Here is a 17386-nt window from a genome sequence, read left to right as displayed (position 1 = left end):
AAGATTTGAGTCTTATAAATTTTAATACACAAGTAATTAAAAATCTGTTCTCAAAACCTGCGACTCGTAAATATCCTTTCGAGCCTAAGGTATATCCTGAGCGTACACGCGGACATGTACAGAATGATATGGACGTATGTGTGCTTTGCGGACTTTGTTCAATAAAGTGTCCTACACATGCAATAACTGTTGATAAGGCTGCAAAAACCTGGTCTATAAGACCTATGAGCTGCATACAGTGCAGATGCTGTGTAGATAATTGTCCTAAGAAGTGCCTTTCAATGGATACACACTTTACTGAACCCGGTTCAGAAAAGATTACAAAGACATTTAAGCAATCTGAAAAGGCTATAGCTGCTCAGGAAGCTTTGATGAAGGCTGCTAAGGAAAGAGCAGCTGCCGTTGCAGCCGCTAAAGCCGCAGCAGCAGGAAATGCTGCACCGGCAGGAGCACCTAATGCCGCAGCAGCAAATGCTGCAAAACCTGCAGGCCCTACAGGAGCACAGATTGCTGCAGCAGCTAATGCAGCTAAAAAAGCTGATCTTGAAAAGAAAGACGAATAATAAAAATGAGAGCACTTATCCGCGTTACGGGTGCTGTTCAGGGAATTGGATACAGGCCTTTTGTAGCAGAGCTAGCAACTAAATATAAGCTTAATGGAGAAGTGAAAAATCTTGGTGGTATTGTAGAGATTATAGTGGATGGTGATGTTAAAGATATCAGAATATTTGCTGATAAATTAAAGACATCAGCACCATCCGGAAGCATTGTTATAAAAATTTCTTTAGAATATCAAGAGGAAAACGAACCGGAAGGTCCAAGTGACTTTTCCGGTTTTCGTATTGTTGAGAGTAGTGAAGATACTGATAATTCATATCTACCGGTTTTTCCGCCCGACATCGGTATATGCACCGAATGTAAATCAGAACTGTTTAACTTTAAGGACAGAAGATACAGATATCCTCTTATCAGCTGTGCTTCATGTGGCCCAAGATTTAGCATATTAAAGCAGCTTCCCTATGACAGAGAGACGACGTCAATGGACGTTTTCTTGATGTGCCCGGAATGTTCGAAAGAATATAGGATTGGTAGACGCAGACATGCTCAGACAATTTCGTGCCATTATTGCGGTCCCCAAATGAAATATATTAGTTTTGATAACAATAAGGATTCAGAAGATCCTGTAAATAGGGCAATAGAAATCATAAGGAATGGCGGAATAGTAGGACTAAAAGGTGTTGGAGGGTATCAGCTTGTTGCAGACCCCAAGAATTACAATACTGTAAAAAGGCTTAGGGAAATAAAGGGAAGAGAACAAAAACCGTTTGCGGTTATGTTTAATTCAGTTGAAGATATTCGAAAGATATGTAATCTTTCACCAATGGAGGAATCATATCTGACATCTTCTGCAAGACCTATAGTACTTCTTGATAAAAAGAAAAACAACCACATTGCTTTTGCGGAAAACGTATGCGGTTTCTCAAAGCAAATAGGTGCTTTTTTACCTGCAACAGGTGTTCATAGTCTTCTTACTGAAAAACTGGGTGCTATAATTGCTACCAGTGGCAACAATTCAGGTGAGCCTATGATTACATCTGATAAGGAATTTCTGTCAGAATTCAACGGCAGAATTGACGGAATACTTTATTATGACAGAGATATTTTAAGACCACTTGATGATTCTGTTATTCAGATAGTAAAAAGTATTGATGGTAAAGAAATACCACGATTTATAAGAAGAGCCAGAGGGTATGTGCCTCTGCCGATTTTTTTGAGTGCGCAGCTTGAAGATAAGGTTCTTTATCAATCATTTGGTGCAGATTTAAAGAATACATTTGCTATAGGTTATGGTGACAGTATAATTCCAAGTCAGTTCTTAGGAGACATGGAAAGCTATGGAATACTGAAATTACAAAAAAAAGAACTGGATGAGTTTGAACATATTTTCAAAATTAGCAGCTTGAATTACCAAAAAAGAGTAGTAATAAGTGATATGCACCCCGGATACTATTCTTCTGAACTTGCAAGGAACTTTGTAAATAAAATTAGAGATGCTTCCTTAATGCAAATTCAGCATCATCATGCACATATAGGTTCCGTTATGGCTGAATATGGATTAAAGGAATGTATAGGCATTGCGTTTGACGGAACCGGTTATGGTCTCGATATGACCATATGGGGAAGTGAATTTCTTGTTTGCAAAGGCGGAAGCTTTGAGAGAGTTGCACATTTGAAGCCTGTTAGGATTGTTGGGCAGGATGAAGGAATGAAAAATGCTGCTATTGCTGCAGCTTGCTATATGAATGAATACGGACTTGAGGTGCCGGGAGATATTCTTAAACCAGATGATTTGTATTTAATAAAAGCTGCTATTCAGAATAATATAAATGCTTTTTCAAATGCCGGTATGGGCAGGTTATTTGATGCTGTAAGCTGTATTTTAAGAATTTGCAACTATAATTCCTATGAAGGAGAGTGTGCAATAAAACTCCAAAATTCTGCAGAGGAATATTGCGAGGATCATGATGCCTATAATATTTTAAAAGATACAGTCACTATTGAGGATAGTCTTGAAATTAATGTAGGAGAGTTGCTGGCAACTCTTTTGAAGTTGAGAAACAGTGCTGATATAGGACTTATAGCATATTCATTTCACTGCGAAATCGCAGAAACAGTAAAAAATATCTGTATAGAGATAAGAAAGAAATATGGATTGAATACGGTATGCCTTTCCGGTGGTGTTTTTGCAAACAGATTACTTCTCTCTATGTGCGAGAAGCTACTTTGTAATTCAGATTTTGTGGTATACTATAACAGCATTTTGCCGTCAAATGACGGTGGTATAAGTACAGGTCAGATATATCTGGCTGATTTATTGCAAGAGAGGTAGAAATATGTGCGTTGCTTTACCGGGTCGCGTTACAGAAATCAATGGAACTAAAGCAACAGTTGATTTTTCAGGGAATACTGTTGAAGCTGAAGCAGGACTTGTAAAGATTAAAATAGGAGACAGGGTTCTTGTTCATGCAGGATGCATTATTCAGACAATGAGTGATGCAGAAGCAGATGAAATAGAGGAATTGTTCCGGGAAATAGAGGATCTGTAAAGACTTTATTATGGATAAATTTGAACTGATAAAAGAAACAATAAAAAAATACGATGGAGAAGACCTTAGGTTTATGGAAGTATGCGGCACACATACAGCTGCTATATCGGAAAACGGTATCCCTAACCTTTTATCTCCAAAAATACATTTGATTTCAGGACCGGGATGTCCGGTATGTGTAACGGTTACAGCTGTCATAGACAGACTTTGTGAATTATCGTTAACTGACAGCACTACAGTGCTCACCTTTGGGGATCTTATCAGAGTTAAAGGATCAAATATGAGTCTTTCGGATGCCAGAGCGCATGGAGGAAGCGTTGAAATGCTATATTCTCCCATGGATGCTATTAAGATGGCAAAAAGAAACCCGGAAATAAATTATGTTTTTGCAGCTATCGGATTTGAGACTACTACGCCGGTTTATTCGATGGTACTTGAAGAGACTATAAGGCAGGATATCCATAATTTAAAGCTTTTGACCTCACTGAAAACCATGCCTGAGGTTATAAGATGGGTATGTAAAAATACAACCAATATAGATGGATTTCTTGCACCGGGCCATGTTTCGGTAATTACCGGTTCTAAACTTTTCGAAAAGCTCTCCGAAGAAACAGGACTACCGTTTGTTGTAGCAGGTTTTGAAGGAGCAGGACTTCTTACTGCTGTATATGCCCTTATGAAAATGAAGGGGCATTCCGGAATAAAAAACCTATACAAAAGTGTTGTAACGGAAAATGGTAATGAAGAGGCAAGAAAAGCAGTTGATAAGTATTTTGAGCCTTGTGATGCATCATGGAGAGGAATGGGATTGATTCCAGGCTCGGGTATGAGATTAAAAAAAGAGTACCTTGAGTATGATGCAGGTAGTTATGGTCTTGATGAGGACCATATGCCACCCGGATGCAGCTGTGCAAGAGTTCTTACCGGTGAAATATCTCCGGATGAGTGCCCCTTATTCGGGAAAAAATGTACTCCGGAAGATGCGCATGGGGCCTGCATGGTTTCCACTGAAGGCAGTTGCTATAATTACTTTGTATCCGGCCGAAGAAAGAGATAATCAAAATATAACCTGGAGTTTAACAAAAAAATGAAAATTACGATGGCGCATGGAAGTGGAGGTGCATCCACCTCAGAGCTTATTGAAAATATTTTTGCAAAACATTTTAAAAATGAATATCTGGACAGAATGGAAGATTCCGCTGTTGTTCCCGGAAGCAAAAGATTGGCGGTTACTACAGATAGTTTTGTTGTAACACCGTATTTTTTCCCCGGCGGTGATATAGGAAGGTTGTCTGTTTGCGGAACAGTAAACGACCTGCTTATGAGTGGCGCAACTCCGAAATATATTACTTGTGGCTGTATTTTAGAAGAAGGGATGGATTTGGATGATCTTGATAAGATTATAGAATCCATGGCAGCTACTGCAAAAGAGGCCGGTGTGGATATAATTACCGGTGATACTAAGGTTGTGGAAAAACGTGGAGATATTGGCGGAATAATGATTAATACTTCAGGAGTCGGATTTATGCCTGAAGGAATAGCGTTATCTCCGGCAGGCTGTCAGGATGGCGATGTAATAATTGTTTCAGGAAATCTTGGAGATCATCATGCTGCGATTTTATCCGGAAGAATGAACATAAAGAATAGCATTGAATCAGATAATGCACCATTAGTTGAAATGGTGGGAGGCCTTATTAATGAACAGATAAAAGTCCATGCCATGCGTGACGTTACAAGAGGTGGGCTTGGAACGGTCCTTCACGAATTTGCTGGAGCTTCTAAATGTGAGATACATCTTTACCATGACAAGATTCCTGTAAGCTGTGAGGTAAAGGATTTTTGTAAAATGCTGGGGCTTGACCCGATATATATGGGTAATGAAGGCAAAATGATCTGCGTAGTAGACGGACAGGATGCTGAAAAGGCTTTGAATATTATTAAAAAATCAAAGTATGGAGATAAAGCAGCTATTATAGGAGAAGTAAAAAAAACCGATAATAATGGTGTAGTTCTTCATACCGCTATTGGAGGCGAAAGACTTATCGGACCTCTTTACGGAGAGGGACTTCCGAGAATATGCTGATTTTTTTTGCAAATAGGCTTTACTGTGATATAATGCACTATATGTTGTAGGTTGTTTTTTATACGTTACAAGCTTTAACGTAATGTGGAGTTATGATTTTATGAAATTTACAAGAGTTAATAAGGATACCATTAATTGCATAATTACAGAAGATGATATGGATGAGCAGGGCTTAAAGCTGGAGGATCTTTTTGATAAGAGTAAGGAAGCTATGGACTTCCTTCACGATGTAATGGAGAAGGCTGCAACTGAAGTTGATTATAAGCCACAGGGTGCATTTACACCAATGCAGATTACAGTTCTTCCGGATCATTCAATTTCACTTACTCTTTCAGAGAATACCGAAGGGGCCTTTGCAGATATGCTTAAGAACCTTACTGAGAAGGCAGGACTTAGATTCCCTAAGAATTTTCTTGAGGAACTGGGAGATGTACCTGAAGAGGACAGAATTCCTAAACTTAGTGAGTATCTTCATAGTCTTAAGGATTTCACCAATTCAGTAAAGAATATGGTTGAAAAGGTTAATTCCGATAACGGGGATTTGGCAGATGATAGTATTCCGGTTCAGAAGAAAAGCACAGACAGAAGATCAAGAATTGCTGAGGAACAACCAAAGGATACAGAAGAACATGATATTGATAAGCTTGGCTTCACGACCTTTGTTTTTGAATTATCTGATTTAAGGACTGCCATTACATTAAGCAAGCAGATACCTGAGCAGATTTCAATGGAGAGTACACTTTACAGAAGTAATGCTGCTAATGCTTATTACATAGTATTTAACAAAAAGAACGAGAATGCAAAAGTATTTGCTTCGGTATTTTCAATTTGTTATGAATTTGGCAAGTTTGTTACTACAAGGGAAAATATAATCTGTCATATGGATGAGAGTTTCGATACGGTTCTTAAAAAGAATGCAATAGAGAGACTTCGCAGTTTATAATTCTATAGGAGAAGCGACTGCATTTTAGTTTTTATGATATACAAAACGGGACGACTTCGTATGAAGGACGTTCCGTTTTATATATACAAAGATATGAGGAATAGGGTTTGACAGAAGGTAATAGCGAAGAAATAAGATTAAATAAATATATAGCCATGTGTGGAATCTGTTCTCGAAGAGAAGCTGATAAAATTATTCAGGACGGAAGAATTACAGTTAATGGTGAGATTGCCAAAATGGGAATTAAGGTATCCGAAAAAGATATAATCTGTTTTGATGGAAAAGTTATAGATACCGCAAAGGAAAAGACCGTAATTGCTTATAATAAGCCTGTAGGTGTTGTGTGCACCGAGAAGGATGAACATGCAAAGAGGACTATTATTGAGGATATTAATTTTGGAAAACGAGTAACTTATGCAGGACGACTCGATAAGGATTCTGAAGGTCTTATGATACTCACAGATGATGGAAATCTAATAGAGGCTATGATGAAATCAAAAAATGGTCATGAAAAAGAGTATGAAGTCATAGTAGATAAAAAAATCAGTGATGAATTTTTGAAGGGAATGGAAAAAGGGGTTTATCTGAAAGACCTTGATAGAACTACAAGACCATGTAAGGTTAAGAAAATTGATGATAATAGCTTTAAAATTATTCTTACTCAGGGGTTGAACAGACAGATAAGGAGAATGTGTAAAGCATTTGGATATGATGTATTAAAATTGAAAAGAATCAGGATACTTAACGTTAAGCTTGGAAATCTTAAGTATTCTGAATACAGAATACTAGAGGGACAAGAACTCGAAAATTTATACAAGAATGCAGGCTTATCTGATTAAGCAGACTTTATAATAATATTTTTACTGGTGAAGGTAGGGAAAATGGCTACAAGAGAAATACAAAAAACATATAATGAACTTGCGGACAAAATACGCTATCATATGGATCGTTATTATAATCAGGATTCTCCGGAGATATCTGATTTTGAATATGACATGATGATGAAAGAGTTAAAAAGACTTGAAGCAGAGAATCCGGAACTCATAACTAAAAACTCGCCTTCACAGATAATTGGTGGCACTACAAAGAGAGAAGCCGGAGTTAAGGTTACTCATAATGTACCTATGCTTTCCATAGAGGATGTATTTGACAGGGATGAGGTAAGAGCTTTTGTAAGTAAAGTACACGGAAAACATCCTGAAGCGTTATTTTCTGTTGAGCATAAGATTGATGGACTCAGTATGACACTGAGATATGAAGCTGATCCCGACAAACCCGGATATATGCGTCTGACAATGGCGGAGACACGTGGTGACGGTAGAATAGGTGAAGATGTAACAATCAATGCAATGGTGATTCCTGATGTAAAAAAAGAAATAAAGTATGACGCATCGTACCTGGAATTACGTGGAGAAGTTTATATGTCTCACGATGATTTTAACAGATACAATGAACAACAGGAAAAGCTCGGTAGAAAAATCGCTGCAAATCCCAGGAATCTTGCTGCGGGGACACTTAGACAGCTGGACAGTAATATTACTAAGGAACGAGGCCTCAGGATGTTTGTTTTCAATGTACAGGATGGGCCGGAAATATTAATGCAAAGTCATTGTGAAGCATTGGATGAACTTGAAAAACTAGGCATACAAGTTGTAAAACACAGAAAATGCAGAACATCAGAGGAAGTACTTGAAGCAATAGATGCTATAGGAGATGAACGTTTTAATCTCGATTATGATCTTGATGGTGCAGTAGTTAAGGTTGATCATACTTTGTGGAGAGATGATTTTCCTGCGGGAAGTAAATATTCCAGTGGACATATAGCATATAAGTATCCACCTGAGGAGAGAATTGTAATAATGGATGAGATACTTGTAGATGTCGGAAGGACCGGAAAATTAACATTTACAGGAAGCTTTCATGATAAAGAAACCGGAAAAGCCGCAAGACTTTGCGGAACTTCAGTTTCAAGAGCTACTCTTCATAATCAGGATTACATAAGAGATATGAAAATAGGTATAGGTGGAGCATATAAACTGTTTAAGTCCGGTGAGATTATTCCGAAACTGAATGGTTGTGTGGAAGAACCGCAGGAGGTTTATGTTGCACCTGAATACTGTCCTGTATGCGGACATAAGCTTGAACGAGAAGAGGATACAGCAGATATAAGATGTGTTAATCCGACATGTCCGGCACAGGTTACAAGAACGATTGCTTATTTCACTTCAAGGGATGCCATGAATATAATGGGACTTGGGGATACGCTGATTGAAGCACTTACTAAAGAAGGTTATTTAAATAGTTACGCTGATATATATGACCTTAAAAATCATCGAGATGAGATGATTGAAAAAGGTATTATAGGAAAAGAAAAAAATACAGATAAGCTTCTTGGAGAGATTGAGAAATCCAAGGAAAATGATCCGGTTATGCTACTTACCGGTCTTGCTATAAGGAATGTGGGAAAAGCAACTGCCAGAGAAATAATGAAACATGTAACAAATATAATGGATTTATTTAATGTTACTGTCGATGGATTTTTGTCTATGCCGGATATAGGTGAAACAACTGCCAATGATCTTTATGAGTTTTTTCATAGCGACGAAAATAGAAATCTCATTCTAAGAATGAAGGAATCAGGCGTTAACATGATTGTCTCAGAGGATGAAGAGGCATCCGATAAACTAGCAGGTATGACAATTGTTGTTACCGGAACACTTCCTACTCTCGGAAGAAAGGAAGCAGAAGCACTTATTACCAAAAACGGCGGTAAGGCTGCCGGAAGTGTTTCAAAAAAAACTACAATGGTTCTTGCAGGGGAAGCTGCCGGAAGTAAGCTTATAAAGGCTCAGGAATTGGGAATAAAGATTGTGAATGAAGCGGAATTTTTACAGATGATAGAGTGAATAAAAATGCTTTGATGAATTAAGAAAATATTATTATAAAGGGTCAGGAGGAGAAAATCATGCCCATTAAAATTATGAATGATCTCCCAGTGCGGGAAATACTTGAAAAAGAAAATATCTTTGTAGTTGATGAAAACCGCGCTATGCATCAGGATATTCGTTCTCTTAATATTTGTATTTTGAACCTTATGCCGCTTAAAGAAGATACTGAATTGCAGCTTTTGAGATCCTTATCAAATACACCACTTCAGATTGATGTTTCTTTTATGCGAGTAAGTAGTCATAAATCACTTAATACATCACCTAATCATTTAAACAGGTTTTATCATACGTTTGAGGAACTTAAGAACAATACATATGATGGCCTTATCATAACTGGTGCACCGGTAGAGCAGATGGAATTTGAGGAAGTTGATTATTGGCCGGAATTATGCGAGATTTTTGAGTGGTCAAAGACAAATGTTACTTCAACTTTCCATATCTGCTGGGGAGCTCAGGCCGGACTCTATTATCATTACGGAATACAAAAAAGGCAGCTTCCGGAAAAACTTTTTGGCCTTTTTGAGCATAGAGTTGAAAACAGGAAGGTTCCTCTTGTAAGAGGGTTTGATGATGTATTTCTTATGCCTCATTCAAGACATACGGAATCACCTTCTAATGAAATACATAGTTGTAAGGATCTTGTGGTTTTAGCTGAATCAAATGTGGCAGGAGTTTTTCTTTGCATGTCCAAGGACGGTAAAAACATTTTTGTTATGGGACATGCTGAATATGACAGATTGACTCTTCACAATGAATATATTAGAGATCTTAGTAAAGACTTACCTATTCATGTGCCTGAAAACTATTATCCTGAGGATGACCCTGATAATACGCCAAGACTTACATGGAGATCTCATTGTAATAATTTGTACTCTAACTGGCTTGACTATTATGTATATCAGGCAACTCCTTACAAGTGGGGACAAATACTTGATAAAGATAGGAAACTCAAAGCTCAGAGCGAGCTTACTACTGAAGATAATTGAAAAGAATATATAAAAACATAAAAGTTTTATGAAAAAAAAGTAACATTCACCGCAAACTAAAAAAAATAAGATAAAATGTAATATATCGTAGATAATAGTCTTAGCAGAACAGATTTCTGCGGAAAAGGGGTATGCAATGGGTTTAGATCTTGAAGAGGAAGAGAAAGAAGTAAAAACCGCTCCTAAGACCAGAACTAAGAGAACAAAGGAGCTTCTTGAAGAGCATGCTAAACGTATGGAAGATCTAAAGGAAGAACACGGGAACCTGGAAAAGGAAATAGAGGCCCTTGATTCTGAAGAAAAAGCTCTCGGTGTTAAAGACGCCATAAATTTAAAAATCACTCATGAAAAATTTGGTGCCGGAAATATTACAAAGCAGGATGGGAAATATATTGAGGTTGAGTTTTCTGATGTAGTTAAGAAATTTGTTCTTCCCGGTGCAATTGCAGATGGATATCTGAAAATTGATGATGAAGATCTTTTGGATTATTACAAGAAGAGAAATGATATTCATAACCGCTCCTTGAAAGCACATCTTGCTCTCAGGTCTAATGAATTTGCGATGGAAAGATTACAGGATGATATAGATAAACTAAATGAGAAATCTAAATAGTTTGATATTTTACTTTTATCAGGGGCTGCCACATATAATGATGGCAGCTCTTTAGTTTTTATTGGGATGCTGATCCTGCAATATAGCACTGACCATGCCGGTAAGGGTGTATACTTATAATCAGCAAAATATAACAATTGATTAGTGGAGTATACAAAATGTCTGAAGAAACAAAAGCACAGATTCGAAAATATTATAATAATCTTGAAATAAATGGGCTTGGAGTAATCGTGTTTGGAATATGGTCTGTACTTAAATATTTGATAAATATGATAATGGGACAGACAAATATGGAAGATATAGTTGCAATAATCAATATTGGTAATTCAGATACACTTGTAAATGTTGTATTGGTTATTGTTTTTATAGTGTATACGCTTGTTCTCCTTTTACATGTCTATATAGGTGCTTGTGCTGTATATTATGCCAGAAGAAAAACTGAAAATACACGATTTTTGATTTGGGCAATTGTCCTTTTTATTATAAATCTGATAAGTGTTTCCAATTATTTATGCTCACCAGAAAGTATGGAATGGGATGATACTGTTATTATTACGTTAATGGTTGATTTTACATTTTTCTATATAATTATTGATATGCTTTATTCATATATTAAAATAAAAAAACTGAGTAAACTAAAGGAGTACGAAAACTAAGATGCAGGAAGATTTTCATTATTACGCTACATATTGCGCTGCTTTTCTTGCAGGATATACGCATGAGGAAAGTCTGGACGTATGCTACAGTGCTCAATTAGTGGATTTATGTTCAAAAACATTTCTGGATAAAATTCATGCTCCATTAGCTTATGCTACTACTCAACTACAGCTCGAAATGATGGATGTCAGAACCGATATTCTGGGGCTCCAGGATATAACCAGAATATGGGCATCTTTTCACTTTTTACCATATGATCTATATGCGGTAAAGAAGTGGAGACCTAAAATTTACATGGATAAATACAGGCTTATCTGTAGGCCAAACAGTGATCTTGTAATAAAGACTGTTGAGATTGCTAAGGGTAAATCACTTCAGGCAGTAGGACTTGCGATGCATGTGCTCGCTGATACCTGGGCACATAGTTATTTTGCAGGAACACCGTCTTTGGTAATAAATAATACTACATGGGATTTTAGAGAAGTGGTAATGATTGACGGGAAAGAGCAGGAGAGGCCAATCAGGTTTAGACATAATCCCTCAGCACCTGATAATCTTGAAGAAAATATTTACACAAATAGTCTTTTCCAAAACAGTGAAAACTCGGTTATGAACCTGGGGCATGGAAGAGCAGGACATCTTCCGGATTATTCCTTTATCAAATACAGATATATTCCAGCGTGGGATGACTATAAAGAAATTACCAAAGATAATCCTAATGATTATTTAAAAGCATTTACTCAGATGATATACGCAATGAAATATCTCAGAGGGGAAGTGGATTCTTTTGAAAAAGATACATATGATATGGAGGCAATTAAGGAATATAGAGAACGAATAGAAGGCATCATAAGAAAAAGACAACTAATAGCATCAAATGATTGGAAAGCCTTTGGTGAAGAGCTGTCAGGTCAAAGTATCTGTGATTTTGACCTGGGTAAATATCAGCATGAATATGTTGTTAATTATTCAAAGACAAAAACCTTTATCGGAAGATTTCTTGACGCAGCAATTGCACAGAAGAGTATGGTAACAAATGAGATTTTTAAATCAAAAAATCATATAGCGGGATTTTCAAAAGAGATAACTGTAGATTAGCCCGCTGCACTGACAATGGACCATTATGAGTCAGATAAAAATATTGGTTAATAGATGAGGTTAATGATGTCAAAATTTCAAAGAATAAGGAATATTATTTTCAGTATAATAATGATCGTATATGCGATAATGATGATTATGGATTCAAAAGAAGCATATCCTGTTGTTCTTGCGATTATGGCTCTGGCTTTGATGATATCCGGTGTTAGTGAGCTTTTATATTATTTTTTCATGGCTCAATTTATGGTCGGTGGAAAGATGGTTCTTTATAAAGGCATTATATCAATTGATTTTGGCCTCCTTACTGGAGCGATAACTGATATACCAACATTTTACATAATCATGTATCTTGCAACAATTCATGCATTTAGTGGTCTTGTAGAACTGTTAAGAGCTAACGAAGCAAGAACATACGGCACCAGTTCATGGAAACTGAAATTTATGCATGGAATAATAAATATACTTATAGCATTGTTCTGCTTCATATTTATTAAGGAACAGGATACTGCAGTTATTATCTATAGTGTCGGAATAATTTATTCGGGAATATTACGTCTTATTTCTGCATTTAGAAAAACAACCATGGTATATATACAATAAAAAACAGGGTAGAAAACAAATTATTTTTTTCTACCCTGTTTTATTTTTTTTCTTGTTTATGAAATTGCTTTTTCAGATTCTAATGCAGTTTCCTCATGCGCTTTTTTATGAGCGGTAGAGAGCATAAGCTTGATTCTGTTCAGCTGGTTAACTTCACTGGCACCCGGATCATAATCAATAGCAACAATATTACAACCGGGATAAAGCTTTCTCATCTGTTTTATAACTCCCTTACCAACAACGTGATTTGGAAGGCAACCAAAAGGCTGCGTGCACACGATATTTGATGCACCTTCTTTTATAAGCTCAACCATCTCGCCTGTGAGGAACCATCCTTCACCGGTCTGGTTACCGATAGAAACAATAGGCTTAGCATAGTCAACAAGCTTGTAGATGCTGGTGGGGGCTTCAAAATGAACGCTGTTTTCAAACGCTTTTGATGCTCCGCCGCGAAGCTTTTCCAAGGCCCATATGCCTGCTTTACAAAAAGCCTTGTTTTTTTTGCTTGTTCCAAGCTGATCGGCTTTATAAACCTGGTTATAGAAACAGTAGAGCATGAAATCCAACAGATCCGGAACAACTGCTTCAGCACCCTCTGCTTCAAGAAGATCTACCAAATGGTTGTTGGCAGCCGGTGCAAATTTAACAAGTATTTCACCAACTATACCAACACGTGGTTTAACAGTATCCGTAATCTCAATTTTATCAAAATCTTCAACAATTTCCTTACACATATGCTGGAATTTTGTAAAGCTGAGATGTTTTGCGGAAACAAATTCTATACATTTCTTTTTCCATTTAGTATGAACAGCTTCAACTGATCCGGGAGTCTTTTCATAAGGTCTCATACGGTATACACATCTCATAAAGACATCACCGAATACTGCAGCATAAGCCGCTCTTTCAAGCATCTCAAAATTGATATGGAAGCCGGGATTGTGCTCAAGCTTACTTAAGTTCACCGAAACTACAGGTACCTGTTCCATACCGGCTTTCCTAAGAGCTCTTCTTATAAAGCCAACATAGTTTGTAGCTCTGCAACCCCCACCTGTCTGACTCATAAGGACAGCGGTCTTGTTAAGGTCATATTTACCTGAATGTAATTCGTCCATAATCTGACCTACAACCCAAAGTGAAGGATAGCAGGCGTCATTATTTACATACTTAAGTCCCATGTCAATCGCATGCTTGTTATCATTCTGCATAACTACGATATTGTAGCCGCATGCAGATAAAGCGGGCTCCAGAATATCGAAGTGGATAGGAGACATCTGAGGAACAAGTATTGTATAATTTTCTCTCATATCCTCTGTAAAAAGACGTCTATTGATAGCAGTTGAGTTAATGGTACGCTCATGATTTTCTTTCTGTTTACGGACGCGGATAGCAGCGAGCAAAGAGCGGACACGAATTCTGGCACTACCAAGGTTATTTACTTCATCTATCTTTAGGCAAGTGTATATTTTTCCGGAACCTGAAAGTATATCATTAACCTGATCGGTTGTAACAGCATCAAGACCACATCCAAAGGAATTGAGCTGGATAAGATCAAGATCATTTCTGGTACGAACAAAGCTTGCAGCTGCATAGAGTCGTGAATGATACATCCACTGATCTGAAACGATAAGCGGCCTCTCAGGGGTTCCAAGGTGTGAAATGGAATCCTCTGTAAGTACTGCGACACCATAAGAGCAGATCATATCAGGTATGCCATGGTTTATTTCGGGATCGACATGATATGGGCGTCCTGCAACAACAATACCATGCTTGTTGTTATCCTTCATCCATTTTAAGGTTTCTTCACCCTTTTTACGGATATCATCACGGGCTTTCGCCATTTCATCCCAACCTTTTTGTGCTGCAGCAATAATCTCTTTTGCAGGTATTTCGGAAAATTCCTTAACAAGTGCATCAGTAGCAGTCTTAAGGCTTGAGAAAGACATAAAAGGATTTCTGAATTTAATCTTGCCTTCAGTGATTGCTTCTACGTTATTCTTTATGTTTTCTGAGTAGGAAGTAACAATAGGACAATTGTAGTGGTTAGTCGCACCTTCTACCTCATCTCTTTCATAGAAAAGACCGGGATAGAAGATAAAATCAACATTATTTCTGATAAGCCACTCTACATGACCATGAGAAATCTTTGCAGGGTAGCATTCTGACTCACTGGGAATGGATTCTATACCCAGCTCGTATATCTGATGAGTTGATCTTGGTGAAAGCACAACACGATAACCAAGGTTTGTGAAGAACGTAAACCAAAATGGATAGTTCTCATAAAAATTCAGAACTCTCGGAATTCCAACAGTTCCACGACTGGCTTCAACCTCAGTTAAAGGCTTATAATCAAATATTCTCTTGTACTTATACTCAAATAGATTGGGTATCCCTGCGGCATTCTTTACCTTACCAATCCCTCGTTCACAGCGGTTGCCTGAAATATGCTGACGTCCACCCGTAAATTTGTTTATGGTAAGACGACAATGGTTAGTACATCCCTGACAGGTTGTCATACTTGTTGAGTATTCAAGCTTATTAATCTGGTCAATTGTAAGCATGGTTGTCTTGGAGCTGTTTTTCTCATGAAATCTGTTTCTGGCTATAAGTGCAGCTCCGAAAGCACCCATTATGCCTGCTATATCAGGACGTGTAACCTGGGCACCTGAGATTTTTTCAAATGCTTTGAGTACGGCGTCATTATAGAAAGTACCACCCTGAACAACAATATGCTCACCAAGTTCTTTGGCATCGGATACTTTTATTACTTTAAATAATGCATTTTTTATTACAGAGTAAGCCAGACCTGCAGAAATATCAGCAACAGATGCTCCTTCCTTCTGTGCCTGTTTTACTCGTGAATTCATAAACACAGTACAGCGTGTTCCAAGGTCAATCGGTGCTTCAGCAAACAGAGCGATTTTAGCGAAGTCCTGAACACTGTAATTAAGGGATTTTGCAAAGGTTTCTATAAAACTACCACAACCGGAAGAGCAAGCTTCATTAAGCTGAACGCTGTCAACAGTATCATTCTTAATATGAATGCACTTCATATCCTGACCGCCTATATCGAGAATACAATCTACTTCGGGGTCAAAGAAAGAAGCAGCATTATAATGAGCGATAGTTTCAACCTCTCCGTCATCAAGCATTAGAGCGGATTTAAGCAGAGCCTCTCCATAACCGGTAGAACATGATCTTGCAATAGTAACACCTTCAGGCATCAGTTTATAAATCTCCTGAATGGAGCTTATAGCTGTTTTGAGAGGGCTTCCGTTGTTGCTTGAATAGAAAGAGTAGAGCAGGTCTCCGTCTTCTGAAACAAGAGCGCATTTTGTAGTTGTAGAACCTGCATCAATTCCGAGAAATGCGTTACCTTTGTAATTGTCCAGTTTTGCTGTTTTTACCCGGTAATTATTCTGGCGGTCAAGAAATTTTTCGTATTCATCCTCTGAGTCAAAAAGAGGCTCGAGTCTTGAAACCTCTGCAGCCATGGTTATTTTATGTGAAAGCTTTCCAATCATATCAACCATGGAATAGTGGCATTCTTCATTGGCATTCATTGCTGAACCAATAGCTGCAAAAAGGTGTGAATTATCAGCATCAATTATATGCTCGTCATCCAGCTTCAAAGTACGGATAAAAGCAACCTTAAGCTCTGAAAGAAAGTGAAGAGGACCACCAAGGAATGCTATATGTCCGCGGATAGGTTTACCGCAGGCAAGGCCACTTATAGTCTGATTAACAACTGCCTGGAAAATAGAAGCAGCAAGATCCTCTTTTGTGGCGCCTTCGTTTATAAGAGGCTGGATATCGGATTTTGCGAAAACGCCGCAACGTGCAGCTATTGTATATAAAGAATTATAATTTTTTGCATATTCATTTAATCCAGAGGCATCTGTCTGAAGAAGAGAAGCCATTTGGTCAATAAATGAACCTGTACCACCGGCACAGATACCATTCATACGTTGCTCAACATTGCCACCTTCAAAGTAGATGATCTTTGCGTCTTCACCGCCAAGTTCAATTGCAACATCAGTTTTGGGAGCAAGAGCTTTAAGAGCAGTGGATACGGCTATGACTTCCTGAACAAAAGGTACTTCAAGATGACTTGCAAGTGTAAGTCCGCCTGAACCGGTTATAACAGGATGAAGTGTAACATTTCCGCTTATTTTTGCAGCATCTTGAAGAAGCGAAAGAAGTGTCTCCTGAATATTTGCAAAATGGCGTCTGTAATCGGAAAAGACAATATTTCTGTCAGAGTCCATAAGCGCAATTTTTACTGTAGTTGAACCTATATCAATGCCTAGTGTGTAGTCCTTTGAAATCATAAAATAAAACCTCTGAAAATTGA

14 protein-coding genes are annotated in these 17386 nt (G+C 37.7%); 13 read left to right on the top strand and 1 reads right to left on the bottom strand.

The features are described 5' to 3' along the window. The first annotated feature begins 5 nt into the window (after positions 1 to 5). From BV60_RS0110675 to BV60_RS0110615, 13 genes are all read left to right on the top strand, one after another. The gene (locus BV60_RS0110675; RefSeq protein ID WP_029321645.1) at positions 6 to 563 is read left to right on the top strand and encodes a 4Fe-4S dicluster domain-containing protein; all 558 of its coding nucleotides are present in this window, start codon (positions 6 to 8) and stop codon (positions 561 to 563) included. Positions 564 to 568: 5 nt separating this feature from the next. Beyond that, positions 569 to 2890 carry a carbamoyltransferase HypF gene (gene hypF, locus BV60_RS0110670; RefSeq protein ID WP_029321643.1) on the top strand — a complete coding sequence of 774 codons (2322 nt, stop codon included), beginning with the start codon at positions 569 to 571 and terminating at the stop codon, positions 2888 to 2890. Between the two features lie 4 nt (positions 2891 to 2894). After that, complete coding sequence (locus tag BV60_RS0110665; protein WP_029321642.1) at positions 2895 to 3107, top strand: HypC/HybG/HupF family hydrogenase formation chaperone; 213 nt, start codon at positions 2895 to 2897, stop codon at positions 3105 to 3107. A gap of 10 nt (positions 3108 to 3117) precedes the next feature. Then, a complete protein-coding gene (gene hypD / locus BV60_RS0110660) occupies positions 3118 to 4164 on the top strand; it encodes a hydrogenase formation protein HypD (RefSeq protein WP_029321640.1) in 1047 nt (348 codons plus the stop codon). Between the two features lie 30 nt (positions 4165 to 4194). Continuing rightward, positions 4195 to 5190 carry a hydrogenase expression/formation protein HypE gene (hypE, locus tag BV60_RS0110655; protein ID WP_029321638.1) on the top strand — a complete coding sequence of 332 codons (996 nt, stop codon included), beginning with the start codon at positions 4195 to 4197 and terminating at the stop codon, positions 5188 to 5190. A gap of 100 nt (positions 5191 to 5290) precedes the next feature. Continuing rightward, positions 5291 to 6133 (top strand): adaptor protein MecA, encoded by an 843-nt coding sequence (locus BV60_RS0110650; RefSeq protein WP_029321636.1) that lies wholly within the window; start codon positions 5291 to 5293, stop codon positions 6131 to 6133. A gap of 107 nt (positions 6134 to 6240) precedes the next feature. Beyond that, complete coding sequence (locus BV60_RS0110645) at positions 6241 to 6972, top strand: pseudouridine synthase (RefSeq protein WP_029321635.1); 732 nt, start codon at positions 6241 to 6243, stop codon at positions 6970 to 6972. A 42-nt stretch (positions 6973 to 7014) separates the two neighbouring features. After that, the gene (ligA, locus tag BV60_RS0110640) at positions 7015 to 9039 is read left to right on the top strand and encodes an NAD-dependent DNA ligase LigA (RefSeq protein WP_029321633.1); all 2025 of its coding nucleotides are present in this window, start codon (positions 7015 to 7017) and stop codon (positions 9037 to 9039) included. Between the two features lie 59 nt (positions 9040 to 9098). Then, the gene (gene metA / locus BV60_RS0110635; protein ID WP_029321632.1) at positions 9099 to 10067 is read left to right on the top strand and encodes a homoserine O-acetyltransferase MetA; all 969 of its coding nucleotides are present in this window, start codon (positions 9099 to 9101) and stop codon (positions 10065 to 10067) included. Between the two features lie 136 nt (positions 10068 to 10203). Next, entirely contained in the window at positions 10204 to 10680 is a 477-nt protein-coding gene (locus BV60_RS0110630; RefSeq protein ID WP_029321630.1) for a hypothetical protein, read from the top strand. Between the two features lie 158 nt (positions 10681 to 10838). Then, positions 10839 to 11336 carry a hypothetical protein gene (locus tag BV60_RS0110625; RefSeq protein ID WP_029321628.1) on the top strand — a complete coding sequence of 166 codons (498 nt, stop codon included), beginning with the start codon at positions 10839 to 10841 and terminating at the stop codon, positions 11334 to 11336. 1 nt (position 11337) lies between these two features. Next, complete coding sequence (locus BV60_RS0110620; RefSeq protein ID WP_029321626.1) at positions 11338 to 12435, top strand: DUF6765 family protein; 1098 nt, start codon at positions 11338 to 11340, stop codon at positions 12433 to 12435. Positions 12436 to 12501: 66 nt separating this feature from the next. Further along, positions 12502 to 13035 (top strand): DUF308 domain-containing protein, encoded by a 534-nt coding sequence (locus tag BV60_RS0110615; protein ID WP_029321623.1) that lies wholly within the window; start codon positions 12502 to 12504, stop codon positions 13033 to 13035. Positions 13036 to 13091: 56 nt separating this feature from the next. Here the strand turns inward: BV60_RS0110615 and BV60_RS0110610 are convergent, their stop codons facing one another. Then, entirely contained in the window at positions 13092 to 17363 is a 4272-nt protein-coding gene (locus tag BV60_RS0110610) for a 2-hydroxyacyl-CoA dehydratase (protein WP_029321620.1), read from the bottom strand. Positions 17364 to 17386: the final 23 nt, after the last annotated feature.

This window comes from Butyrivibrio sp. AE3004, assembly GCF_000703165.1.
In the GTDB taxonomy this organism is placed as follows: Bacteria; Bacillota; Clostridia; order Lachnospirales; family Lachnospiraceae; genus Butyrivibrio.
This window is presented reverse-complemented; position numbering and strand designations above follow the sequence as displayed.